The organism is Streptococcus vestibularis, assembly GCF_900636445.1.
Taxonomy (GTDB): domain Bacteria; phylum Bacillota; class Bacilli; order Lactobacillales; family Streptococcaceae; genus Streptococcus; species Streptococcus vestibularis.
Genome location: NZ_LR134275.1, coordinates 274,406 through 296,446 on the forward strand (window position 1 = coordinate 274,406; position 22,041 = coordinate 296,446).

Consider the following 22,041-nt stretch of genomic DNA (forward strand, 5'->3'; position numbering starts at 1 on the left):
AAACCTTGTTGAAACTAATCATTAAAAAATAAAGAAACATAGCAGAGATGCTAGGTAGAAAGGATACAGCTTAAGCTGTAGAAAAAGAATGCGAATTAATAAATATATTGCCCACGCTGGTGTGGCTAGTCGTCGTAAAGCTGAGGAATTGATTAAAGAAGGCCGTGTGACTTTAAATGGTAAGACCGTTACGGAATTGGCAACAATTGTCAAAAGTGGCGACATTGTCGAGGTAAATGGAAGCCCAATTTACAATGAAGAAAAGGTATACTACCTTCTTAATAAACCACGCGGGGTTATTTCTTCAGTATCTGATGAGAAAAATCGTAAGACGGTGATTGACCTAATGCCCCACGTTAAGGAACGTATCTATCCTGTTGGTCGTCTTGATTGGGATACGACTGGCCTTCTTATTTTAACCAACGATGGCGACTTTACCGATAAAATGATTCACCCACGTAATGAGATTGATAAGGTTTATTTGGCGCGTGTTAAAGGTATTGCGACCAAGGAAAATCTTCGTCCTTTGATTCGTGGTGTGGTGCTTGATGGTAAAAAAACCCAGCCGGCCCGTTACAATATTATCAAGGTGGATCATGAAAAGAACCGATCAGTCGTTGAGTTGACGATTCATGAAGGGCGTAACCATCAGGTTAAGAAAATGTTTGAATCAGTAGGTTTGCTTGTTGATAAGTTGTCGCGTACCCGTTTTGGTACCCTAGATTTGACAGGGCTACGTCCAGGGGAGTCACGCCGTCTAAACAAAAAAGAAATTAGTCAGCTTCATAACGTTGCTGTTAACAAGGTTAAATGATGAAGAAGTTTCTGATTGCGTTAGTAAAGGCTTATCAGAGATGGATTTCTCCCCTGTTTCCACCGTCTTGTCGTTTTCGTCCAACTTGCTCAGTCTATATGATTCAGGCAATAGAAAAACATGGTTTAAAGGGAATTATTATGGGAATCGCCCGTATCTTAAGATGCCATCCCTTATCAGAGACTGGTGATGACCCAGTACCAGATTATTTTAGCCTAAAACGTAATAAAACTCCTTTGGATAAATGAATCCAAAGGAGTTTTTCTATGCTTAAATTTTTGACCAAGTTTTTGGTAGGAATAGGAGTAATAAAGGATAAATTTCCAAGCGTCCAGCAATCATAGCAAATCCCATGATAAGCTTAGACAAAGGACTGAAAATAGCGAAGCTATCAGTTGTCCCAAGTAAAGGTCCAATATTGTTAAATGTTGAAGCAGCAGCACTTGTTACAATTAAGAAATTTTGATTATCTAAGGACAGGATTGTAACTAGACTTAGTATGATCAACACATATACAGCCAAATATTTAAGAACGCTATGCTGTGTTTCTTTATCAAGAACACTTCCATTAATGTGTAGAGATAGGATACGGTTAGGATAGAGGCTAGCCAAAGTCTGATTACGTGCAATTTTAGCAATAATCATAGCACGTATAACCTTGAAACCACCGGCTGTAGAACCTGCTGACCCCCCGATAAACATCAGGAGAAGCAGGATATACTGAGAAAAGAGTGGCCATTTGGTAATATCCGTTAGACCAAAACCGGTTGTTGTGATGATCGTTGACACTTCGAAAAATGAGTATTTGAAAGAGTCAGCCAAATTTTGGTAAATCCCAAAAATATTGAGGATAATTAAACCTGTTGATACTGCAACAATCGTAAGATAGGTACGTAGCTCTTCATCTTGGAAGAATAATCTGATTTTGCGAAACAGGATATAGAAGTATAAGTTGAAGTTAACGCCAAATAGTAGGGTACCAACTGTAACCACATAAGTAATCAAATCGCTGTTATAGTGGGCGATAGAATCATTATAGACTGCAAATCCACCGGTACCTGCCCCCCCCATAGCAGTGATGATACTATCAAAGACCGGCATACCGCAAAGCCAGAGAATAACAGCAAAAATAACAAACATGGTCAAATAGATGATGTAAAGAATTTGAGCTGTATTTTTGAGCTTGGCAACGACCTTACCAAAGATTGGACCTGGCACCTCTGCACGCATAACCTCATGGTGACCATTTTTACTGTTGTTCATGATGGCTAGAGCAAAGACCAGTACTCCCATCCCTCCAATTAGGTGGGCGAAGCTTCGCCAAAAGAGGAGAGAATGGGTCAACACTCCAGTATCTGTGAGAATAGTAGCTCCCGTGGTTGTAAAACCTGAACTCATCTCGAAGAAGGCATCGATGACACTTGGGATTTGCCCCGCAAAAACAAATGGTAATCCCCCAAAGAATGACCAAAGTACCCAACAGAGGGCTACAATGAGCATTCCTTCTTTGGTGTAAATGTGGTAGTTCTTAGGTTTAAAGAGAGTACCAAGTACTCCGATAAAAAGGAGAATCGCCATAGTCCCCAAAATGCTGGCAAATACCTTGGCATCTTCTTGATAAATAAGAGCCACTATGAGTGGAACAACTAAGAGTCCAGCTTCAATGAGGAGCAGTTTAGAAATGAGAAAACGGACAATAGATCGATTCATGGCAGCTTACCTCTTCAACAGGTCGTAAATGTGGGTAACGTTTTGCAAGAGAGTAACGACCACGATTTTATCACCAATTGCTAATGTATCTTCTCCAGTTGGGAAGATGGCTTTTCCATTACGGATGATAGCAGCAATAAGGACACCATGAGCAAAATTAAGTTCAGAAAGTTTCTTCCCAGCGATCTTGTTGTTTTCCTTAATTTGGAATTGTAAGGTCTCAATACGGCCATTAGCTACGTGGTGAAGTGCATCAAGACTAGAGTCTTTGGCGTTATAGCGACCACGAATAAAGTGCATAACGGTATCAACAGCAATACTCTTAGGTGTGACAATTGTTGTTGTATCACGTGTATCGACAATCTCTAAAAGACTGGTACGGTTGACCTTGGTAATGTTTTTGTGAATACCAATACTTTCAAGGAACATAGAGGTGATAATATTTTCCTCATCTACTCCAGTTAGAGTAGCAACAGCATCATAACTAGCTGCACTCTCTTCAAGAAGAAGGTCTTTAGCAGTACCATCACCTAAGATAACGGAAACTTCAGGGAATACTTGACTAAAAGTTTGCGCACGGTCCATTTTATGTTCAATCAATTTGACCTTAATACGGTTGTTTTTCAAGATATTCAGTAAGTAGTAGGAGATACGTCCAGCACCAATCAACAAAAGTTTTTTGATACTTTTGGGTTTGATATAACTGTGGAAAAGTGCCATATCAACACGTTTACCAGTTACATAAATCTTATCCCCAGCTTGCATGGTAGCATTCCCGTCGGGAATGATAAGGTCTCCTTGACGATCAATTGTACAAACTAAGATGTTACCGAATTTCTTACGAAATTGTTCCATAGTCATACCAGACAATTGGCTTGTTTCAGTGACCTTAAATGCCATAAGAATAACGCGTCCATTTGCAAAAGTTTCAACTGATAGGGCGTTTGGAAATTCAACTGTGTTGGCAATATAGCGAGCTGTTAAAAGTTCAGGGTTAACTACTGATGAGAATCCAAGGAAATTTTTGTCTTTGAAATAAGCATTAGAATATTCTGGGTTACGTACACGAACGATGGTTTCTTTAGCACCCATTTGTTTTGCCAGAACTGCTGATATCATGTTTACTTCATCTTTATCAGTCATAGCGATAAAGACATCGCAGTTACTAACCTCGGCTTGTTCCAAAATCTTGAAATTTGCCCCGTTTCCAGCAAAGCCCATAACATCGTAGCGTTTACTGAGGCGTTTGAGGACCTCTTCCTTTTCTTCGATTAAGATAACGTCGTGTTTCTCACCAACAAGAGAACGACAGAGTGCTGTACCGACTTTACCAGCACCTACGACAATAATACGCATGAGTTACCTCCAAATAATCACTACTATGATACTCTATTTTGGCCGAAAAATCATCCTTTTCAGCTACCTTTATAGGTTATTCCTGTAAAAAAGGTGACGACGTCAAAAATATTAATTTTTTCTGCTAGTAGTGTTGACTTTTACAGCCAAAGTGCTAAAATATACTCAACGATTCGTTATTTTAAATCTAACCTGTCATGATTTAAGCTAATGAATGTCCACAACCATGTCGTCTGCTGAGCTTAACTCCGGGCGACATGGTATTTTTTATGTCTAGGAGAAGTCAGATGTCACGTAATCATATTGTCTTGTTTGAACCTCGTATTCCACAAAACACTGGAAATATTGCGCGTACTTGCGCAGCAACCAATAGCCCCCTCCATATCATTCGACCCATGGGATTTCCAATTGATGACAAGAAGATGAAGCGAGCAGGTCTGGACTATTGGGATAAGCTTGATATCACTTATTATGACAATTTAGCTGATTTTATGTCTAAAAATCATGCTGGTCGTTTGCATCTAGTAACGAAGTTTGCGGATAAGACTTATTCAGAAGAGGCCTATGCTGATGGTGAGGATCACTATTTTATGTTCGGTCGTGAGGATACAGGCCTACCTGAGGACTTTATGCGTGAGCATCCTGAAAAAGCTATTCGTATTCCTATGAATGATGAACATGTCCGTAGTCTTAATGTCTCAAATACGGTTTGCATGATTGTCTATGAAGCTCTTCGCCAGCAACAGTTTGTGGGGTTAGAGCTGAGTCACCGTTACCAGCATGATAAATTAAAATAGATACTTCATTTTGTCTCAAAAGAATAATTATAGTTATTGACTATCAATAGATTAGAAATCCATAAATTAAGAACCTTGTCACCAAGGTTTTTTTATGTTATCCTTAAAGGGTCTTCAGGGCAGGGTGAAACTCCCGACCGGCGGTGATTCTTTGGATAAGTCCGCGAGCGCAAGCTGATGAGGTGTAATTCCTCAACCGACAGTATAGTCTGGATGGAAGAAGACCAGTCTTTTTGCGTAGGCTTTTTTGGCATAGGCAAATCCATTGGGAACTTCTTTCAAATTGTTAAAATTTGGAGGAATTTTTTTATGACAAACACACGTAAATTGGCTTACATTGCCATTTTATCCGCAGTTTCATTCTTGTTGCTTTATTTTTCATTTCCATTGATTCCAGCAGCAGACTTTTTGAAGGTTGATTTTTCAATTCTTCCTGTTCTTATCGCCTTGGTTATCTTTGATTTTAGGAGTGCCATTGGTGTTCTCTTGCTTCGCTCATTGTTGAAGCTCTTACTTAACAATGGTGGTCCAGGATCAATGATTGGGCTTCCTATGAATTTTGTTGCTCTAGGAGTTTTTGTTTGGGGCCTAAGCTATTTTTGGAAGAAAAATCAAACAAGCAAGAATTATATTCTTGGTTCTGTTTTAGGAACGGTTTTGCTTACAGTTGCGATGGTTGTTCTTAACTACATTTATGCCGTACCACTCTATGCTAAATTTGCTAACTTTGATATTGCGCAATTCATAGGCCTCTATAAGTACCTTTTCGCTATGGTAGTACCTTTTAACTTACTTGAAGGTTTAATTTTTGCAGTAGCTTTTGCTCTTATTTATGCTCCGCTTAAGTCTATCCTAGTAAAATTATAAATATGAAACACAAACACACGCATTATATTTGCGCTTCCTTTGCCTTTTTGTTATTTGTTGCTCTCGGTTACATGGTTAAGTTCTACCCTGAAGCCTTGACAGAATTTGATAGCAGCATACAAACTAGGGTTCGAGGAGACTTACCAGGGGGACTGACACACTTCTTTAAAACGATTACCATACTTGGAAACACGTCAGTCCAGGCTATTATTGCAATTGTAGCAGTAATCTGGCTTTATTTACGTCAGTATAAATCAGAAGCTATATTTGTAGGTACCAGTGGTGTTCTTGCTAGTATTATGATTGTAAGTCTGAAATATATTTACCAACGCCCACGTCCTTTAATTACACATTTGGTTCATGCTAGTGGTTATTCATTTCCTAGTGGCCACTCCTTGGGAACTTTCATGATTCTTGGTGCAATTGCTATTGTCCTTATTCAGCGTTTGGAGAAAAAAGAATCTCAAGTAGCAGTCTTTGCTATTTCTGGCCTTCTGATTGCTCTTGTTGGACTGTCGCGTATTTATGTGGGTGTTCACTTTCCAACAGATGTTTTAGCTGGCTTTACCCTAGCGTTTGGCTTGCTTAATGTCATCTATCCAACTTATGACCGTATTCGCTTTGAATGGCGATTTCAAAGTAAACAGAAATAAAACAAAATGCAGTTCTTAACTGCATTTTGTTGTTATTATTGTATAAAAATATCATATTTATGACTAATATTCTGTTAAAATCGTATCAACTGCATATTAAATATATTACAATTGTGATATAATGATTTTAAAATTTTGATATAAAGGAGATTCTCTTGAGCATAAAAGACAGCATTGGACTAAGAATCAAAACTGAGCGTGAATGCCAACAGATGTCACGTGAAGTGCTATGTTTAGATGGTGCGGAATTGACTGTTCGCCAGTTAATTCGTATTGAAAAAGGAGAGTCTCTCCCTTCTTTGGATAAATTATCCTACATAGCAAAACGTCTGGGAAAAAGCATGGCTGACTTATTGGACCATGACAGGATTGAAATTCCTGACACTTACTATGAGATGAAAAATCGTTTAATAAAGTTCCCAACGTACGGAGATAAGGAGAGAGTTAAACAGAAGTTGGATCTTATTGAAGATGTGTATAATCAATTCTTTGATATTCTTCCAGAAGAGGAACTATTGACTCTAGATATTCTCGAAAATATATTGAGTTTTACCAGTTGGGAGGAGAGACCTAAAGTCGAAGAAATCTATGAAGATTTGTTTGAACAAGTTAAAAGAAAGAAGAAGTTTTCAACTAATGATTTGCTAGTTATTGATTATTATTTCTATCATCTTTATGGGAGAAAGCAGTATGATAAAAAGATTTTTGACAGAATAGTAGATAGAGTATTAAAGCAAAACATCCCAACAGATGATGCTTATAATATTGCCTTATTTAATGATTTGATGGCTATAGCTGGGTTAAAGATTTCTCTTGAGTCCTTTAAAGATTTCTTAACAGTAATAGATAAACTATTAGCTGTCATAGAAAAATCACAGTTTCATAGTTATAAACCAGGTGTCTATATTTTAGAAGCTAAGTATGAGCTTATACATAATGGGAACAAGAAAAAAGCTGCTGAAAACTATGATAAAGCTATAATGTTTGCGTCGGTTTTAGAAGATTCCGTTTTGGAAGAAAAGACTCGAGCAGAGAAAGCGGCAGATGGTTTGTAAACAACTGCGTAGTGACATTTATGTCACTACTTTTTTTATAGTTAATCGTTTATCATATAGTTAATAAAAATATTAAGGAGCTTAATTTTGAAAAACTTAAAAAAATTTTTAGTCTTACTTATTGCGGCAGTACCATTCTTCATGATTTATTATTAAATAGGAGTCATCATGTCAAAATACCCATATATTTCACAGGTTGATCAGCGTGATTGTGGGGTAGCTACCTTAGCTATGATTCTCAAGCACTATGATTCATCCTATAGTTTGGCTTATTTGCGGGAGTTAGCTCAGACTTCTCGTGAAGGAACTTCTGCGCTTGGTTTAGTTGAAGCGGGCAAGCAGTTGGGGTTTGAAACTCAGGCCATTCGTGCAGATTTAGACTTGTTTAAACAAGAAAACCTATCTTACCCTTTTATTGTACATGTGGTTAAGGATGGTGGTCTTCAACATTATTATACAGTGTTTGGTAAGGACAAGGGGCAAGTTGTAATTGGTGATCCAGATCCTAGCAAGAAGGTCATTAAACTGTCCCTAGAGGATTTTGACAAGGAATGGACAGGGGTTGCTCTATTTTTTGAACCAGGAGAAAACTACATTAAATATAAGGAAGAGGTACCTGGTCTTCTTTCGTTTTTACCAATTTTATTTCGTCGTAAAAGTTTGATAGCAGTCATTGTTTTGCTGAGCTTTCTGGTGACCCTTGTTAATATTATTGGTTCTTATTATTTGCAGTCTATTATAGACCGCTTGATTCCTCAAGAAGACTATGCTCTTCTGACCATGATTTCTCTAGGCCTGTGTATCGCTTATCTAGCTCAACAAGTTTTTACTTTCTTCAAAGATTATCTATTGCATCGATTGGGTAATTACTTGTCCATTGCGGTCATCCTTCCTTATATCAAGCATGTTCTTTCCTTGCCTATTAGTTTCTTTAGTTCACGTCGTACTGGTGAAATCACGTCACGTTTTGGGGATGCTAACACTATTATCGATGCTCTAGCTTCAACGATTTTATCGATTTTCCTAGATGTGACCATTGTGATAACTTTAGCTGTGGCTCTTATTTTACAAAACCGTTCTCTTTTTTTGATGACCTTAACTGTAGTTCCTCTTTATGTTTTGATTATTCTGGCCTTTTATAAGCTTTTTGAGAAGGAAAATTATCAATTAATGGAGGCAAATAGTCAGGTCAATACCGCTGTTATTGATGATTTGCGTGGCATTGAAACTTTAAAATCTTTAAGAGTTGAAGAGAGGCGTTATCAGGAAATTGAGGTGAAATTCCATGACTACTTAAAGAAATCCTTATCTAAGGCCAAGTGGCAATTAACCCAGGATGGCTTAAAAACAGGGGTCCAGTTAGTTTTCAATGTCTTTATCTTATGGTACGGGGCACAATTAGTTATGGAAGGACAATTATCTTCAGGTCAGTTGATTACCTATAATATACTACTTAATTATTTTACGTCTCCTTTAATTAATATTATCAATCTTCAATCTAAGATTCAGCAAGCCAAGGTAGCCAATAATCGTCTTCAAGAAGTTTATGTTGTGAATAAGGAAGAAAAAGGTCAACTCAAAGATTTATCCTTTAAACAATTAGACTTAAAAGGTGTTAGTCATCGTTTTAGCTACCAGCAGGAGACACTTCACAATATTGATTTGACGATTAATAAGGGAGAGAAAATCGCCCTCATGGGTCAGAGTGGTTCTGGGAAAACGACTTTAGCGAAGGTTTTGTCAGGTTATCACACAAAATCTAGTGGTCATGTAAGCCTAGACAAAGGTTCTATTAGCCAAGCAGAGTTGCGCCAGTTGGTGACCTATGTTCCACAACAGACCTATGTGTTTACGGGAACAATATTAGAAAATCTGTTATTAGGCCTTGAAGGAGAAGTTGATGAGCAGGTTATTCTAAGAGCCTGTGAACAAGCTGATATTTTGGCTGATATTCAAAAGATGCCACTAGGTTTTCAGACCCAAGTATCTGAAGATGGTGGTCTGTCTGGTGGTCAAAAACAACGCTTGGCGATAGCGAGGGCCCTCTTGTCCAAGCAACCAATCTTGATTTTTGACGAAGCTACCAGTGGTCTCGATAGTGATACTGAAAGCAGGGTCATGGCTAATCTCGCTAAGATTAAACGAACAATGATTTTTATTGCTCACCGCAATAGTGTCCGTCAACATGTTAGTCGTGTAGTGACCATGGTAAGTGGCCAGATTGAGTCAGACAGTCCTAATTTCAATCCATTCCAGTTTATTTAAAATAATCTTCCTATTATATATGTAGAAAACTTAAGAAGTCTAAATATTCACATCTTGCACCTATCTATTTAATATAGTATACTGGTAGCATACTATTAAGAGGTGTAAACATGTTAGAGGCATATAAAAATTTTTGGTTAGGCTATCTCGATTTTTATGGTCGTACAAAACGATCAGACTATTGGTGGGTTGTCTTGATTAATGGAGTTATTGCTACTCTTATTTTCCTACTGATGGACTTACTTGGAGAAACAAAAGCTGCTGGATTTACATTGACGGCTTTCATTCTATTTATAGCAGCAACGGCGCTTCCTACCATTTCTATTCAGATTCGTCGTCTGCGTGATGCCAATTTTAATGTTGCTTGGATTGTATTAAAAGCAACTCCATTAACAGTAGCTCTTTGGGTGATGTATGCCTTTCCCACAAGAAATTCAAAATAGCTATAATGAAAAAAGGGGTGAGACTAGGAAATCTAGTTTCACTCCTTTTTCTTATAAAATAAAGCTACTCAAGAGACTAGCTAGAGTCGCATAAAAGATGGCTAAACGAGTTGTTTGAGTGGGTTTATAGAGTCGAATGAGCGTAAAGATACACCAAACGAAGAGCACGGTCACAAACCATCCTGACAATAAGCGTCGTGGTGTAATACCATAAAGTGCGATATAGATACTAAAGAGTTTCCAATCAGTGATGAGGGCAAAGAGGCTAGCAAAAGTAAAAAGTAGCATACTAATCAAACGAAGCCCCTTGTGGGTGAAGAGGTCTTCTTTTGAGAAAATGTAAAGTCCAACTAGAACAGCAAAGTTAAGGATAGAGACTCGAACCAATTGCCAGAAATCTTGAACAGCAATGTGTGAGGCTTGATAGGTCGGAATGTTAGCTTGATTGAGAGAAAGGAGTTCACTCATTTGACTAGTCGCAGTTAGCATAAATAGTGCATAAGTGAAGTATAGATTTCCGAGCACAATATAGGCTGCCGTTTTTGGGAAAAGACGAGTCTTTTTGAGACTGGCCTAAAACTGCTTTTGGCTGAGTGGCTTGTCATTTGCCAAATAGACTGCTACAAGTTTGGAAAAAAGCCCTAGAGCAAGTGGGAGGTTTGTCACTAAACGAGATATAAATAATCCACTGTTTTCGAAATTGATATTGAAATTAAGTAGGGAAGCAAGTGTCTGGAAGACTTGTTGCCATAGCTGAACGAAAGAAGGCAAGACCTGGCTAAGCTGGTTAGCAACAAATACAGTAAGTACCAAGGCAGTGATAATACTAATGAGAATCATTCGCTTGTAGAGTTGGTCTTCACGTTTGACTTCTTCAGCAAGCTCTTGGTTAAGTGTCTTTTTATAAAATAAAGTCAAGACTCCCAGAAAGAAATATTTCAGTGGGAAGATATAGCTAGTATGGATGATGTCACTCAGACCATAAACCCCAACCGTTTTTGCCTGCTTTGTCCAGTGCGAGCCATTAAGTAGAGAAATAGGCCAGCATGAAGGCAAAGAATTTGAGCATTGTCCTAATTGTTAGGTATTTCCCATAGGCTAATTTGTAATCCCTGTAGGAGACTAGTGACCATGAATATTCCCGATTCAAGTCACATTACTTTAGCTTTCCCACCAAATAAGCGACAACCGAGTTTGATTGTACCTATCAAGATAAAAGTATCGCTAGAAAGACATAAGAAAAATGAGTCAGATAAGTGACATAAAGGAAGTAGGCTGTGAGGCAAGTAATAATTAGTCCCTTAATTTTCCAGACCTTTTTCAGTGAGAGATGATTAAAGAGTTTTTTGTTTTGGTTTGCAGACTTTTCTCTTCGTAGGGATACTCCTGAGAGATTATCTGTAAATCGGTGTTGTAGTTATTTGTTTCCATCATAATTCTCCTTTAGGTTTTAAATCAAAAGAAGATAATTGTAAAATTACTAAAAATGGCTCTATGGACTTAGGACTAGAGAAGGAGAAAGAAATAAAATGCCCCCATAAAAATTTTTCTCACACGGGATGATAGAATCTGGCTGATGACTGCCAATATCTTTCTCATTCGAAAAAAGTATTTGCCTAATTTATAAATGGTTTGTCAACTTTCATCCGAAATAGTTTAAGGGATCATTCAGCTTGATTGTCAAAAGTGACGCTATTTTTGACATTTTATGTGAGATAGAGGCCGCTTAGCTGTTGCAAAAATTCTGAAATTAGTTGACATGTGTTGTCAAAATAGTATGATATTAACATAAAAAACTTAGGAGGTTCTTATGTTAGGTGTCATCCTACTCTATGTTGGTATGGTTTTGATGAGTAATGGATTTCATCGCTTGGAAGGTATTCCCGACAAATCAAATGTTGTTATGAATATCTTTACAGGTGGTTTGGGATTGATTCTCAATATTATTGTCATTGCTTATGGGGCCTGCACAGGAAAAGGCACTGACTGGTTTTATGGTAGTGCCACAGGTCTTTTGTTTGCTTTTACATATCTTTATTCAGCTATCAATACAATCTTTGATTTTGATCAACGTTTGTACGGCTGGTTTAGTTTATTTGTGGCAATTAATACGATACCAGCAGGGATTCTTTGCTTAACATCTGGATATGGTGGTAATGCTTGGTATGGTATTATTTGGTTCTTGTGGGGTATTCTATGGCTAACTGCCTTTATTGAAATTAACCTTAAGAAGGACCTAGGGAAATTTGTTCCTTACCTAGCTATTTTCGAAGGAATTATAACAGCTTGGATTCCAGGGCTTTTGATGCTTTGGGGCAAGTGGTAAGCATTGATTTAAGGAGGAAAAACGATGCAATTGACAATGCGTGAGCAGGAAAAAATGATGATTAGCCTTGCGGCTATGATTGCTCAACGACGTAAAGATAAAGGAATCAAATTGAATCACCCGGAAGCAGTCGCTTTGATTACAGACTATGTACTTGAAGGTGCAAGAGAAGGTAAGACGGTTGCTCAATTGATGGATGAGGCTCGTAATCTTTTAACACGTGAAGATGTTATGGAGGGGATTGCAGAAATGATTCCAATGATTCAAGTTGAAGCTACTTTTACAGACAGTACAAAATTGGTTACTGTTCATGATCCTATTCAGTAAGGAGAAAATGCAATGATTCCAGGTGAATACCATGTGGCGAGTGAGCCAATTGATTATAATGGTGGTTACGAAGCCATTAGTATTGAAGTGAAAAATGTGGGTGACCGTGCTGCTCAAGTAGGGTCTCACTATCATTTTTACGAAGCAAACGAAGCTGGTCTTCAATTTGATCGTGAAAAGGCGCGAGGCAAACGTCTAGATATTCCAGCAGGTACAGCCATTCGTTTTGAACCAGGTGAAACGAAAACAGTACAACTTATTGACTTTGGAGGGAAACGCCGTATTTTTGGTTTCAATAACAAGGTCAATGGTTTCTTAGACTAGAAAGAGGACAAATCGATGAGTTTTAAAATGGATCGTGAAGAGTATGCTCAACACTACGGACCAACTGTAGGTGATAGCGTACGTCTTGGAGATACCAATCTTTTTGCAGCTATTGAAAAAGACTTTACTGTTTATGGACAGGAATCTAAGTTCGGTGGCGGTAAAGTTTTGCGTGATGGTATGGGTGTTAGTGCTACGGAAACGCGTGACAATCCATCAGTTGTTGATACCATTATTACAGGTGCAACCATCATTGACTATACAGGTATTATTAAAGCGGATATCGGTATTCGTGATGGTAAGATTGTTGCTATCGGTCGCGGTGGTAACCCAGATACAATGGACAATGTGGATTTTGTTGTGGGTGCTAGTACAGAAGCCATTGCGGCAGAAGGTTTGATTGTAACTGCTGGTGGTATTGACCTTCACGTACACTATATTTCTGCTGATCTTCCTGAATTTGGTTTGGATAACGGGATTACTACCCTCTTTGGTGGTGGTACTGGTCCAGCTGACGGAAGTAATGCAACAACATGTACACCAGGTAAATTTCACATCACTCGTATGTTGCAAGCTGTTGACGATATGCCTGCTAACTTTGGTTTCCTTGCCAAAGGTGTTGGTTCTGAGACTGAAGTGGTTGAAGAGCAAATTAAGGCTGGTGCAGCAGGAATTAAGACACACGAAGACTGGGGTGCGACTTACGCAGGAATTGATAATTCCCTTAAAGTTGCGGATAAATACGATGTTTCCTTTGCGGTCCACACTGACTCTTTGAATGAGGGTGGATTTATGGAAAATACTTTGGAATCCTTCCAAGGTCGTACCGTTCATACCTTCCATACCGAAGGTTCAGGTGGTGGACATGCTCCAGATATCATGGTCTTTGCTGGTAAGGAAAATATTTTGCCATCATCAACTAACCCAACCAACCCATACACTACTAATGCTATTGGTGAGTTGTTAGATATGGTTATGGTTTGTCACCACTTGGATCCAAAAATTCCAGAAGACGTCTCTTTTGCTGAATCACGTGTACGTAAACAAACAGTGGCTGCAGAAGACGTTCTTCACGATATGGGTGCCCTTAGTATCATGACTTCAGATGCCATGGCTATGGGACGTGTCGGTGAAGTAGCAATGCGTTGTTGGCAACTAGCTGATAAGATGAAGGCTCAGCGTGGTCCGCTTGAAGGCGATTCAGAATTTAACGATAATAACCGTATCAAACGTTACGTGGCTAAATATACAATTAACCCTGCTATCACTAACGGTATTGCAGACTATATCGGTTCTGTAGAAGTTGGTAAATTTGCAGATTTGGTTATCTGGGAACCAGCACAATTTGGTGCAAAACCTAAGTTGGTGCTTAAGGGTGGTATGTTAACTTATGGTGTTATGGGTGACGCTGGTTCAAGTCTTCCAACACCTCAACCACGTATCATGCGTAAATTATATGGTGCTTACGGTCAAGCGGTTCATGAAACAAATCTTACATTTGTCTCTCAATACGCTTATGATCACGGTATCAAAGAAGAAATTGGTTTGAATAAGATTGTTCTTCCTGTTAAGAATACACGTAACTTGACTAAGCGTGATATGAAGCTTAATGACTACGCTCCAAAAACAATCCGTATCGATCCACAGACCTTTGATGTCTTTATTGATGATGAGTTGGTTACTTGTGAGCCGATCCATACGACATCATTGTCTCAACGTTATTTCTTGTTCTAAGGAAGACGATATATAAATGAGGCTGGAATTTTTCCTCCAACCTCTTTTGTATTTTATAGCTATAACGTTTTTAGCACTTTATTGAGTTGCTATATGAGTTTGATGCTAGATTTTTAAAATGTAATAGAAAAGGAAAAAGTATGATTTTTACAAAAGTAGATGCTCTTGTTAAAGATATCGATGTGGACAAATACCATATTGAAACAGTCATTCTTTCGAGTGATGACCTTAACAAAAAAATTATTCGTGTGAAGAGTGATCACGGGAATGAATTTGGTATTCGTCTTGATAAGGGACAAAAATTGCAAAATGGCTCTGCCTTTTTTATCGATGATCACCATGTCCTAGTTATTGGTGTTGAGTCACAGGATTTGATTGTCATTTCACCTAAAGATATGGATGAAATGGGAATCACAGCTCATATTCTTGGGAATACTCATAAACCGATTGAGGTGAAAGATGCCAAGATTTATTTAGAGGTTGACCCAGTTGTAGAGCAAGTCTTGACTCAAAAAGAGATTGCCTACACGATTGAAGAAGTGGTCCTTGACAAACCCCTACGTCATGTGAATTTAACTGCCCATGAACATTAATCCCTTTGCGAATGTGTCTTTGCAAGATTATCTTGAAATTGTACAAATTGTCGATTCAACTTTTCCAATTGGATCATTTAACCACTCATTTGGGATGGAAAATTATCTGCGCGAAGACACTGTAACAGATGATAAAGGTTACGAAGAGTGGCAAGAAGCCTATTTAGCTAGTCAGTTTAAATATGGTGAAGGTCTTGTAATCAAACTGGTTTATGACGCTATGGCTACAGACAATCTAGAGCAGGTTTGGCATTATGATAAGGTCTTGACAGTTTCAACGCAAGCGCGTGAAACAAGACAGGGGACTAAAATGATTGCTAAGCAAATGCTTCGACTCATTCAAAGGCTCCATGCTATTCCGGTATTGGATGACTATCAGTCCAAAATACAGAAGGGTGAGGTTTTCGGCAATCCAGCTATTGTCTTTGCACTCTATGTGTTTAACAAGGGTTTGGGATGTAGTGAAGCTATTGCACTTTATGGCTATAGTGTGATTTCGACGATGGTTCAAAATGCTGTTCGTGCCATTCCACTTGGACAGTTTGCTGGACAGGAGATTGTTTTACGTAGCTTTTCACAATTAGAAAAAATGACACAAGAAATTCAAGAATTGGATGCGTCCTACCTTGGGGCCAATACGCCTGGTCTTGAATTAGCTCAGATGAAACATGAAACTCAGGTGTTCCGCCTATTCATGTCTTAAAATATCGACAAGGTTGAGAGGAAAAAATAATGACAAAACGTACTGTAATTATTGGAGTTGGTGGACCTGTTGGTTCAGGTAAAACTCTTTTGCTCGAGCGTCTTACACGACGTATGTCTGACTTAAATTTAGCAGTTATTACTAACGATATCTATACAAAAGAAGACGCTCTTTTCTTGGCTAAAAATTCAAGCCTAGATGAAGATCGTATCATTGGTGTAGAAACTGGCGGATGTCCTCATACTGCGATTCGTGAGGATGCCTCTATGAACTTTGAAGCGATTGAAACTCTTCAAGAGCGCTTTAACCATGACTTGGATGTTATTTTCCTTGAAAGTGGTGGTGACAACTTGGCTGCGACCTTCAGTCCTGATTTGGTTGATTTTACGATTTATATTATTGACGTTGCTCAGGGTGAAAAAATCCCACGTAAGGCTGGTCAAGGAATGATTAAGAGTGACTTGTTCTTGATTAATAAGACTGACCTTGCGCCTTATGTTGGAGCCAACCTAGACCGTATGCGTGAAGATACCCTTCATTTCCGTAATGAAGATTCTTTCATTTTCACAAATTTGAATAATGATGATAATGTTAAGGAAGTGGAAGAATGGATTCGCAAGAATTTCTTATTAGAGGATTTATAAGATGACGCAAGCATATGATGGCTTCGTCCATCTTGGATTTTCAAATCGAAATGGTCGTACAATTTCCCACAAGAAATATCAAGAAGGTAACTCTCGAGTATCGGCCGATAATTCAGATGCCAATGGCGTTCCTTACTATTTCCTCATTAATATGGGTGGGGGCTTTGTCGAGGGTGAGCAGTATCAAGTGACCATTGATGTTAATAAGGATGCTCATGCCTTGGTGACAACTCAAACACCTACCTATGTTTACAAGTGTGAGAAAGGACAGTTGACACAACAGAATACGTCTATCACACTTGAAGAAAATAGTTATTTGGAGTACATGGCTGATGAAGTTATTCCATATTTAAAATCACGCTATTTCCAAACAAGTCGTATTGATATGGATAAGTCTGCCCACTTGATTTATTCAGATGGTGTAACGGCAGGTTGGTCTCATGAGGATTTACCGTTTCAATACCATTATTTTCGTAATTTGACACAAATTTACCAAGATAATGAGCTTGTTTATAGCGATCAGACTCTCTTAGAGCCTCAGAAACAAGATATGTTTAAACTTGGTTATTTTGAAGGATGGCGTAATTACAATAGCTTGGTAATGGTGTCTCCGGCGATTGACGAGGCTTTTGTTAAGGCTTTGCAGAAGCACTTAGAAGATTTGAATTTAGAGTCTGATTTTGCTATTTCATCCTTAGATATCCCAGGTCTGGTGTTACGTATCTTAGGAAAAACTGCTGAGGATAATCGTCGCGTCATTTATGCCTGTACAGACTATTTTAGACAAGAAATACATGGATTAAGTACTTTAAATTTGAGAAAAAATGATATGAGGAGATAAAAAATGCATATTCCTGAAAATTACCTAAGCCCTACGACTTGTGCGGCAATGGGGGCTGTTATGTTGCCTATTTGGTATAAGGCCGTCAAGGAAGTAAAGGTTAAAGTTGATACTGATAAAAAAACGATTCCTATGTTGGGAATCGGGACTTCCTTGTCCTTCCTTATCATGATGTTTAATCTTCCAGCCCCAGGTGGAACGAGCGCCCATGCTGTTGGGGCAGTGTTAATTGCTATATTGTTAGGACCTTGGGCTTCCTGTTTAGCAGTTAGTGTAGCCCTGGCTATGCAGGCCTTGCTCTTTGGTGATGGTGGAATCTTGGCCTTTGGTGCTAATGCCTTTTGTATGGCCGTTGTTATGCCATTTGTGGGTTATGCTGTTTATAAACTCTTGAACAAGTGGACAAAGAACAGGATAATTGCTAGCTTTTTTGGAGGTTATATTGGGATTGTAGCTGCGGCCCTGACTGTTGCAGTTTTACTAGGAATTCAACCTATTCTCTTTAAAGATGGCAGTGGTAATCCACTTTACAATCCATACCCTTTGAGAGTGACGCTTCCAGTAATGGGCTTGACTCACCTCCTCATCGGTCTGGTAGAAGGATTCTTCACAGCAGGTGTCCAAGAATTCATTGAACGTTTGAATATTGATAATACTCAGGAACTAACGACTAAAAAACTACGTCCTTTATTGCTCTTTATCCTAGCCTTAATTATCCTAACGCCACTTGGTTTATTGGCGACGGGAACAGCTTTTGCGGAATGGGATGTCAAAGAGTTGGTGGAAAAATTGTCCCACTATCATGTGGAAGCCCAAGCCCCAAAAGGAATGTTGAATGGTTTCTCATTTAATGCCCTCTTCCCAGATTATAGTATTGCGGGCATTCCGGAAGTCTTGGGTTATATCCTGAGCGCTGCCTCTGCTGTTTTGATTTTCTTCATCCTCTATCGCTTGATTTTCGGTAGAAAGGTTGAAAAATGATTCTCCCAGATTGGATGTCGGAAGAGCGTCCAGTAGTCACTAAAGTCGGTAGGAATAACTTTCTTATCCGGAATCGTCACCATCTGGAAGCTCTGCTTCAAAAGTTTGAAACGCATCCTTTAAAAGTAGCATCAGTCTTTCATCCAACGGCTAAGGTTTTACTTCTCTTTTTCTTACTTATTTCAGTTGGAATTAGCCAAAATCTCACAGTTTTGTGGATTCTAGCCTTGTTTCTAGGAGCTGGGGTGGCTTTTCTACCACATTCTGTTTTAGTAAGAACCTTGAAAAAGACTGTGGTATTGTTGATTTTTCCTTTAGTTCTTTATCTACCGCATCTCTTACTTAGCGGAGGTCAATCGCTCTTTCTTTTTAGACTTCCTTTGATTGCCGTAGCCATTGCTTATTATTCAGAGACCAGTACAATAAGTGAGATGTTAGCGGCATTAAAAGGGTTGCATTTTCCTAATCTTGTTCTGCTCCAGTTAGATATCACCATAAAATATATCGATGTCTTTGGAAAACAATTAATGGATTTGCTCAAAGGGATTGAAGCACGAAGCTTTGGTGGCAATCATCGTTTTCGAATTGGAAGTAATATCTGGGGAATGTTATACCTTAAAGCTATTCGTTATGGTGAGGAACTGACTCAAGCCATGGAAGCACGTTGCTTTGTTGGTGAGTATGTCAAGTCATCACAGTCATTCACATGGAAGGATTGGCTGGCCTTGATAAGTCTAGTAGCAGTGATTTTAGGACAGATTCTGTTAGGAGGATGAGATGTTTCAATTGAAACAAGTGGCCTGTGCCTATGAACAAAAAAAGGTCTTTACTGGTCTTGATTTGGAGATTAGACAAGGACAATATGTGATGTTGATGGGGGAAAATGGGACTGGGAAATCAAGTCTTATCAGTTTATTAACTGGCTTCAAGCAGGAAGAATCTGGTCGCATTCTTTTCTTAGGGAAGGACCTCAAAGAATGGTTGAAGGACAAACGTCAAAAACGGGATTTTTATAGTCGCCTCGGAATCCTCTTTCAGGATGTGGATAGTCAGTTATTTAATAGTACTGTCTATGATGAGATTGCTTTTGGACCTCGTCAGCTAGGTCTGACCGAAGAAGAAGTCTCACTGCGGGTTCAAGATACACTATCCCTGCTGAAAATTGAAGATTTAAGGAATCGCGTTCCCTATCAACTATCTGGTGGAGAAAAGAAGAAAGTGGCCTTTGCCAGTATCATGGTAACGAATCCAGATGTGTATATTCTTGATGAACCCTTCAATAATCTTTCTAAAGAATATGAAGAATTTTTTAGGGAACTTCTACATGAGCTTCATTCAGCTGGGAAAACTATTATCATGTCTGCTCACCACTTCAAGCACCTTCATCATGAAAAGGCTGATGTTCTTCTTTTTGAAGATGGCAAAGCTGATTTCTTTCCTGCCCAGGAAGTGCTCAATAACGAGCAAGTGATTGAGCGTTTGTCGCATTATTAACAAGGATAAGTAGAAAATCGTTATTGGTTTTCTACTTTTTCTTTGTCAAACAATTGAAATTTTGAGGTGATAGTATTTTCTTATCACCTTGATTATGTTTAAGTATTAGTTAAGCTTAGTGAATTCTGTTACAATAAAAACAATCAATCTCAAAGGAGAATATTATGAAACTTAAAAAAATTCTTGGAATTACGGGTGTAGCCATTGCTTCAGTAGCTTTACTTGCTGCATGTTCATCTAAATCATCAAAAGAAGCATCTAAATCTTCAGGTGGTAAAGAAACAATTAACTTTGCTACTGTTGGGACAACAGCACCATTCTCATATGAAGAAAATGGTGAATTGACCGGTTACGACGTGGAAGTGGCTAAAGCAGTCTTTAAAGACTCTGATAAATATGAAGTGAAATTCCAAAAAACAGAATGGTCTTCAGTATTTACAGGTCTTGACGCTGCTAAATATCAAATGGCCGGGAACAACATCTCTTACTCAGAAGAACGTGACCAAAAATACCTCTTCTCATATCCAATTGGTACCACACCAGCTGTTTTGACTGTTCCAAAAGATAGTGAGATCAAGAAATACGATGACATTGCTGGACACTCAACACAGGTTGTTCAAGGAACATCAACAGCTACTCAATTGACTGAATTCAATGATAAACATTCAGATAAGCCAGTTGAACTCAACTATACTAATGAAAACATTACACAAATGTTGACAAACTTGAATGAAGGTAAGTACGACTTCAAGATTTTTGATGCACCAACTGTTAATGCAATCATTAAAAATAATAAATTGAGTAACTTGAAGACTATTGAACTTAAATCTGATCAACAACCATACATCTACTTCTTGTTTGCAGATAACCAAAAGGACCTTCAAAAATTTGTTAACAAACGTTTGGAAGAACTTCAAAAAGATGGTACTTTGGCTAAATTGGCTGAAAAATTCCTTGGAAATAAAGATTATATTCCAACTAAAGACGCTTTGAAAGTTCCAAGCAAAAAATAAGAAAGGAGCTGGGAGTGATTCTCAGCTTTTTCATATAATTAAAATCTAGGACACATTATAGTTAAAAACTATAGATATATACAATTATAAACAATTTGCTACAATTCTCATCCTATGGGATAATATTTTTACACTTAAAACAATTAAAGGGAGTTCGTTATGAAATTTAAAAAAATTCTCGGAATTACAGGATTGGCAGTCGCTTCAACAGTAGCTTTGGCTGCTTGTGGTGCTGGTGGTAATAAATCAGCTAAAGATGATAAAACTTTGACAGTTGGTATCATGACATTGGATGATACAACTGAGCCATTGTGGGATAAAGTTAAAGAATTGGCTAAAGACAAGGGTGTTACTATCGAGTTGAAAGAGTTCACAGACTACAATCAACCAAATGAAGCCCTTAAAAACGGTGAAATCGATGTTAATGCTTTCCAACACATTTATTTCTTGAACAACTGGAACAAAGAAAATAAAGGTGATGTTGTTGCGGCAGCTGACACACTTCTTAGCCCAATCCACTTTTTCTCAGGTACTGAAAACGGAAAAGCTAAGTATAAAGATGTTAAAGAGCTTCCAGAAGGAGCTACTATCTCAGTACCTAACGATGGTACAAACGAAAGCCGTGCGTTGACACTTCTTCAAACAGCTGGTTTGATTAAGTTGGATGTTAAAGATGGTGAATTGGCAACTATCAAGAACATTTCTGAAAATCCAAAGAAATTGGAGATTAAAGAAATCGCAGCTGAACAAGCTGCCCAAACTCTTTCATCAGTAGATGCAGCAGTTGTTAACAACTCATACGCACAACAACAAAATGTTGACTATGACACAACTCTCTTCCAAGAAGATCCAAGTCAAGATTTGAAAGATTGGGTTAACATCATTGCAGCTAATAAAGATTGGAAAAAATCAAACAAAGCCGATGCTATCAAGACTTTGATTAAAGCCTATCAAAATGATGAAGTAGCGCAAATCATCTATGATGCATCTAACAAGGTTGACCTTCCAGCATGGAAAGGTGCCCCAACACAAGATCAATTGAAAGCTAATTCAAAGAAATAAGCTAAGGACAGAGGGCGTGTGAGAGCACGCCGTTTTGTC

Annotated in this window: 25 protein-coding genes and 1 riboswitch; of the genes, 21 read left to right on the forward strand and 4 right to left on the reverse strand. The window is 38.4% G+C overall.

All coding sequences use genetic code 11. The annotated features are described in order from the left end of the window. Nucleotides 1-88 precede the first annotated feature (88 nt). Together EL076_RS01525 and yidD are read left to right on the forward strand one after the other, a co-directional pair. A complete protein-coding gene (locus tag EL076_RS01525; protein WP_003092124.1) occupies nucleotides 89-814 on the forward strand; it encodes a pseudouridine synthase in 726 nt (241 codons plus the stop codon). Further along, on the forward strand, nucleotides 811-1,062 hold the full coding sequence (yidD, locus tag EL076_RS01530; protein ID WP_003098012.1) for a membrane protein insertion efficiency factor YidD: 252 nt from the start codon (nucleotides 811-813) through the stop codon (nucleotides 1,060-1,062). The genes EL076_RS01525 and yidD overlap by 4 nt, the downstream gene beginning before the upstream one ends. A gap of 22 nt (nucleotides 1,063-1,084) precedes the next feature. Here yidD and EL076_RS01535 read toward each other — a convergent pair whose 3' ends face one another. Both EL076_RS01535 and trkA read right to left on the reverse strand, forming a co-directional pair. Next, a complete protein-coding gene (locus EL076_RS01535; protein WP_003092283.1) occupies nucleotides 1,085-2,524 on the reverse strand; it encodes a TrkH family potassium uptake protein in 1,440 nt (479 codons plus the stop codon). A gap of 6 nt (nucleotides 2,525-2,530) precedes the next feature. Next, complete coding sequence (gene trkA / locus EL076_RS01540) at nucleotides 2,531-3,880, reverse strand: Trk system potassium transporter TrkA (protein WP_003098008.1); 1,350 nt, start codon at nucleotides 3,878-3,880, stop codon at nucleotides 2,531-2,533. 287 nt (nucleotides 3,881-4,167) lie between these two features. Between trkA and EL076_RS01545 the strand changes: the two genes are divergently transcribed. The 6 genes from EL076_RS01545 to EL076_RS01570 all read left to right on the forward strand — a co-directional run bounded on the left by EL076_RS01545 (nucleotide 4,168) and on the right by EL076_RS01570 (nucleotide 9,960). After that, on the forward strand, nucleotides 4,168-4,677 hold the full coding sequence (locus EL076_RS01545; protein ID WP_003092259.1) for a tRNA (cytidine(34)-2'-O)-methyltransferase: 510 nt from the start codon (nucleotides 4,168-4,170) through the stop codon (nucleotides 4,675-4,677). Nucleotides 4,678-4,783: 106 nt separating this feature from the next. Then, nucleotides 4,784-4,906, forward strand: a riboswitch (FMN riboswitch). An 80-nt stretch (nucleotides 4,907-4,986) separates the two neighbouring features. Further along, nucleotides 4,987-5,544: an ECF transporter S component gene (locus tag EL076_RS01550; RefSeq protein WP_037621581.1), complete on the forward strand. Its 558-nt coding sequence runs from the start codon at nucleotides 4,987-4,989 to the stop codon at nucleotides 5,542-5,544. A gap of 2 nt (nucleotides 5,545-5,546) precedes the next feature. Further along, nucleotides 5,547-6,197: a phosphatase PAP2 family protein gene (locus EL076_RS01555; protein WP_003092134.1), complete on the forward strand. Its 651-nt coding sequence runs from the start codon at nucleotides 5,547-5,549 to the stop codon at nucleotides 6,195-6,197. Nucleotides 6,198-6,352: 155 nt separating this feature from the next. Further along, nucleotides 6,353-7,252: a helix-turn-helix transcriptional regulator gene (locus EL076_RS01560; protein WP_048787930.1), complete on the forward strand. Its 900-nt coding sequence runs from the start codon at nucleotides 6,353-6,355 to the stop codon at nucleotides 7,250-7,252. A gap of 168 nt (nucleotides 7,253-7,420) precedes the next feature. After that, complete coding sequence (locus EL076_RS01565; RefSeq protein ID WP_126428985.1) at nucleotides 7,421-9,517, forward strand: peptide cleavage/export ABC transporter; 2,097 nt, start codon at nucleotides 7,421-7,423, stop codon at nucleotides 9,515-9,517. 110 nt (nucleotides 9,518-9,627) lie between these two features. Further along, a complete protein-coding gene (locus EL076_RS01570; RefSeq protein WP_003092191.1) occupies nucleotides 9,628-9,960 on the forward strand; it encodes a DUF805 domain-containing protein in 333 nt (110 codons plus the stop codon). Nucleotides 9,961-10,011: 51 nt separating this feature from the next. On the opposite strand, the gene EL076_RS10170 is transcribed toward EL076_RS01570, so the two are convergent. Next, entirely contained in the window at nucleotides 10,012-10,449 is a 438-nt protein-coding gene (locus tag EL076_RS10170) for a DUF4153 domain-containing protein (protein ID WP_316087744.1), read from the reverse strand. Between the two features lie 84 nt (nucleotides 10,450-10,533). Then, nucleotides 10,534-10,878 carry an urease cluster protein gene (locus tag EL076_RS10175; protein WP_225901316.1) on the reverse strand — a complete coding sequence of 115 codons (345 nt, stop codon included), beginning with the start codon at nucleotides 10,876-10,878 and terminating at the stop codon, nucleotides 10,534-10,536. Nucleotides 10,879-11,770: 892 nt separating this feature from the next. Here EL076_RS10175 and EL076_RS01580 point away from each other — a divergent pair. The 13 genes from EL076_RS01580 (at nucleotide 11,771) to EL076_RS01640 (ending at nucleotide 22,002) form a co-directional block, all read left to right on the forward strand. After that, nucleotides 11,771-12,286 carry an AmiS/UreI family transporter gene (locus EL076_RS01580; RefSeq protein ID WP_003092256.1) on the forward strand — a complete coding sequence of 172 codons (516 nt, stop codon included), beginning with the start codon at nucleotides 11,771-11,773 and terminating at the stop codon, nucleotides 12,284-12,286. A 24-nt stretch (nucleotides 12,287-12,310) separates the two neighbouring features. Continuing rightward, nucleotides 12,311-12,613, forward strand: a complete 303-nt coding sequence (locus tag EL076_RS01585; protein WP_002886558.1) for an urease subunit gamma — start codon at nucleotides 12,311-12,313, stop codon at nucleotides 12,611-12,613. A gap of 12 nt (nucleotides 12,614-12,625) precedes the next feature. Further along, nucleotides 12,626-12,937: an urease subunit beta gene (locus tag EL076_RS01590; protein ID WP_003092180.1), complete on the forward strand. Its 312-nt coding sequence runs from the start codon at nucleotides 12,626-12,628 to the stop codon at nucleotides 12,935-12,937. A gap of 15 nt (nucleotides 12,938-12,952) precedes the next feature. Further along, nucleotides 12,953-14,671 (forward strand): urease subunit alpha, encoded by a 1,719-nt coding sequence (gene ureC / locus EL076_RS01595; protein ID WP_002886560.1) that lies wholly within the window; start codon nucleotides 12,953-12,955, stop codon nucleotides 14,669-14,671. Between the two features lie 140 nt (nucleotides 14,672-14,811). After that, nucleotides 14,812-15,264, forward strand: a complete 453-nt coding sequence (gene ureE, locus EL076_RS01600) for an urease accessory protein UreE (RefSeq protein ID WP_003092266.1) — start codon at nucleotides 14,812-14,814, stop codon at nucleotides 15,262-15,264. After that, nucleotides 15,254-15,967: an urease accessory protein UreF gene (locus EL076_RS01605; RefSeq protein ID WP_003092133.1), complete on the forward strand. Its 714-nt coding sequence runs from the start codon at nucleotides 15,254-15,256 to the stop codon at nucleotides 15,965-15,967. Before ureE ends, EL076_RS01605 begins: the two co-directional genes overlap by 11 nt. Before the next feature lie 29 nt (nucleotides 15,968-15,996). After that, entirely contained in the window at nucleotides 15,997-16,611 is a 615-nt protein-coding gene (ureG, locus tag EL076_RS01610) for an urease accessory protein UreG (protein ID WP_002889928.1), read from the forward strand. Nucleotide 16,612: 1 nt separating this feature from the next. Continuing rightward, nucleotides 16,613-17,452, forward strand: a complete 840-nt coding sequence (locus EL076_RS01615; protein WP_003092279.1) for an urease accessory protein UreD — start codon at nucleotides 16,613-16,615, stop codon at nucleotides 17,450-17,452. Between the two features lie 3 nt (nucleotides 17,453-17,455). After that, nucleotides 17,456-18,433, forward strand: a complete 978-nt coding sequence (gene cbiM, locus EL076_RS01620) for a cobalt transporter CbiM (protein ID WP_003092151.1) — start codon at nucleotides 17,456-17,458, stop codon at nucleotides 18,431-18,433. Then, complete coding sequence (locus EL076_RS01625; RefSeq protein WP_117647527.1) at nucleotides 18,430-19,209, forward strand: energy-coupling factor transporter transmembrane component T; 780 nt, start codon at nucleotides 18,430-18,432, stop codon at nucleotides 19,207-19,209. Before cbiM ends, EL076_RS01625 begins: the two co-directional genes overlap by 4 nt. 1 nt (nucleotide 19,210) lies before the next feature. After that, nucleotides 19,211-19,927 carry an ABC transporter ATP-binding protein gene (locus tag EL076_RS01630; RefSeq protein ID WP_003092242.1) on the forward strand — a complete coding sequence of 239 codons (717 nt, stop codon included), beginning with the start codon at nucleotides 19,211-19,213 and terminating at the stop codon, nucleotides 19,925-19,927. A gap of 164 nt (nucleotides 19,928-20,091) precedes the next feature. Beyond that, nucleotides 20,092-20,940 (forward strand): amino acid ABC transporter substrate-binding protein, encoded by an 849-nt coding sequence (locus tag EL076_RS01635; RefSeq protein ID WP_003092206.1) that lies wholly within the window; start codon nucleotides 20,092-20,094, stop codon nucleotides 20,938-20,940. 159 nt (nucleotides 20,941-21,099) lie between these two features. Next, on the forward strand, nucleotides 21,100-22,002 hold the full coding sequence (locus EL076_RS01640) for a MetQ/NlpA family ABC transporter substrate-binding protein (protein WP_126428987.1): 903 nt from the start codon (nucleotides 21,100-21,102) through the stop codon (nucleotides 22,000-22,002). Nucleotides 22,003-22,041: the final 39 nt, after the last annotated feature.

What these genes read in the sequence shown, in the direction of transcription:
- EL076_RS01525 (WP_003092124.1), top strand. Translation starts at nt 89, where the DNA reads ATGCGAATTAATAAATATATTGCCCACGCTGGTGTGGCTAGTCGTCGT.
- yidD (WP_003098012.1), top strand. Translation starts at nt 811, where the DNA reads ATGATGAAGAAGTTTCTGATTGCGTTAGTAAAGGCTTATCAGAGATGG.
- EL076_RS01535 (WP_003092283.1), bottom strand. Translation starts at nt 2,524, where the DNA reads ATGAATCGATCTATTGTCCGTTTTCTCATTTCTAAACTGCTCCTCATT.
- trkA (WP_003098008.1), bottom strand. Translation starts at nt 3,880, where the DNA reads ATGCGTATTATTGTCGTAGGTGCTGGTAAAGTCGGTACAGCACTCTGT.
- EL076_RS01545 (WP_003092259.1), top strand. Translation starts at nt 4,168, where the DNA reads ATGTCACGTAATCATATTGTCTTGTTTGAACCTCGTATTCCACAAAAC.
- EL076_RS01550 (WP_037621581.1), top strand. Translation starts at nt 4,987, where the DNA reads ATGACAAACACACGTAAATTGGCTTACATTGCCATTTTATCCGCAGTT.
- EL076_RS01555 (WP_003092134.1), top strand. Translation starts at nt 5,547, where the DNA reads ATGAAACACAAACACACGCATTATATTTGCGCTTCCTTTGCCTTTTTG.
- EL076_RS01565 (WP_126428985.1), top strand. Translation starts at nt 7,421, where the DNA reads ATGTCAAAATACCCATATATTTCACAGGTTGATCAGCGTGATTGTGGG.
- EL076_RS01570 (WP_003092191.1), top strand. Translation starts at nt 9,628, where the DNA reads ATGTTAGAGGCATATAAAAATTTTTGGTTAGGCTATCTCGATTTTTAT.
- EL076_RS10170 (WP_316087744.1), bottom strand. Translation starts at nt 10,449, where the DNA reads ATGCTAACTGCGACTAGTCAAATGAGTGAACTCCTTTCTCTCAATCAA.
- EL076_RS01580 (WP_003092256.1), top strand. Translation starts at nt 11,771, where the DNA reads ATGTTAGGTGTCATCCTACTCTATGTTGGTATGGTTTTGATGAGTAAT.
- EL076_RS01585 (WP_002886558.1), top strand. Translation starts at nt 12,311, where the DNA reads ATGCAATTGACAATGCGTGAGCAGGAAAAAATGATGATTAGCCTTGCG.
- EL076_RS01590 (WP_003092180.1), top strand. Translation starts at nt 12,626, where the DNA reads ATGATTCCAGGTGAATACCATGTGGCGAGTGAGCCAATTGATTATAAT.
- ureC (WP_002886560.1), top strand. Translation starts at nt 12,953, where the DNA reads ATGAGTTTTAAAATGGATCGTGAAGAGTATGCTCAACACTACGGACCA.
- ureE (WP_003092266.1), top strand. Translation starts at nt 14,812, where the DNA reads ATGATTTTTACAAAAGTAGATGCTCTTGTTAAAGATATCGATGTGGAC.
- EL076_RS01605 (WP_003092133.1), top strand. Translation starts at nt 15,254, where the DNA reads ATGAACATTAATCCCTTTGCGAATGTGTCTTTGCAAGATTATCTTGAA.
- ureG (WP_002889928.1), top strand. Translation starts at nt 15,997, where the DNA reads ATGACAAAACGTACTGTAATTATTGGAGTTGGTGGACCTGTTGGTTCA.
- EL076_RS01615 (WP_003092279.1), top strand. Translation starts at nt 16,613, where the DNA reads ATGACGCAAGCATATGATGGCTTCGTCCATCTTGGATTTTCAAATCGA.
- cbiM (WP_003092151.1), top strand. Translation starts at nt 17,456, where the DNA reads ATGCATATTCCTGAAAATTACCTAAGCCCTACGACTTGTGCGGCAATG.
- EL076_RS01625 (WP_117647527.1), top strand. Translation starts at nt 18,430, where the DNA reads ATGATTCTCCCAGATTGGATGTCGGAAGAGCGTCCAGTAGTCACTAAA.
- EL076_RS01630 (WP_003092242.1), top strand. Translation starts at nt 19,211, where the DNA reads ATGTTTCAATTGAAACAAGTGGCCTGTGCCTATGAACAAAAAAAGGTC.
- EL076_RS01635 (WP_003092206.1), top strand. Translation starts at nt 20,092, where the DNA reads ATGAAACTTAAAAAAATTCTTGGAATTACGGGTGTAGCCATTGCTTCA.
- EL076_RS01640 (WP_126428987.1), top strand. Translation starts at nt 21,100, where the DNA reads ATGAAATTTAAAAAAATTCTCGGAATTACAGGATTGGCAGTCGCTTCA.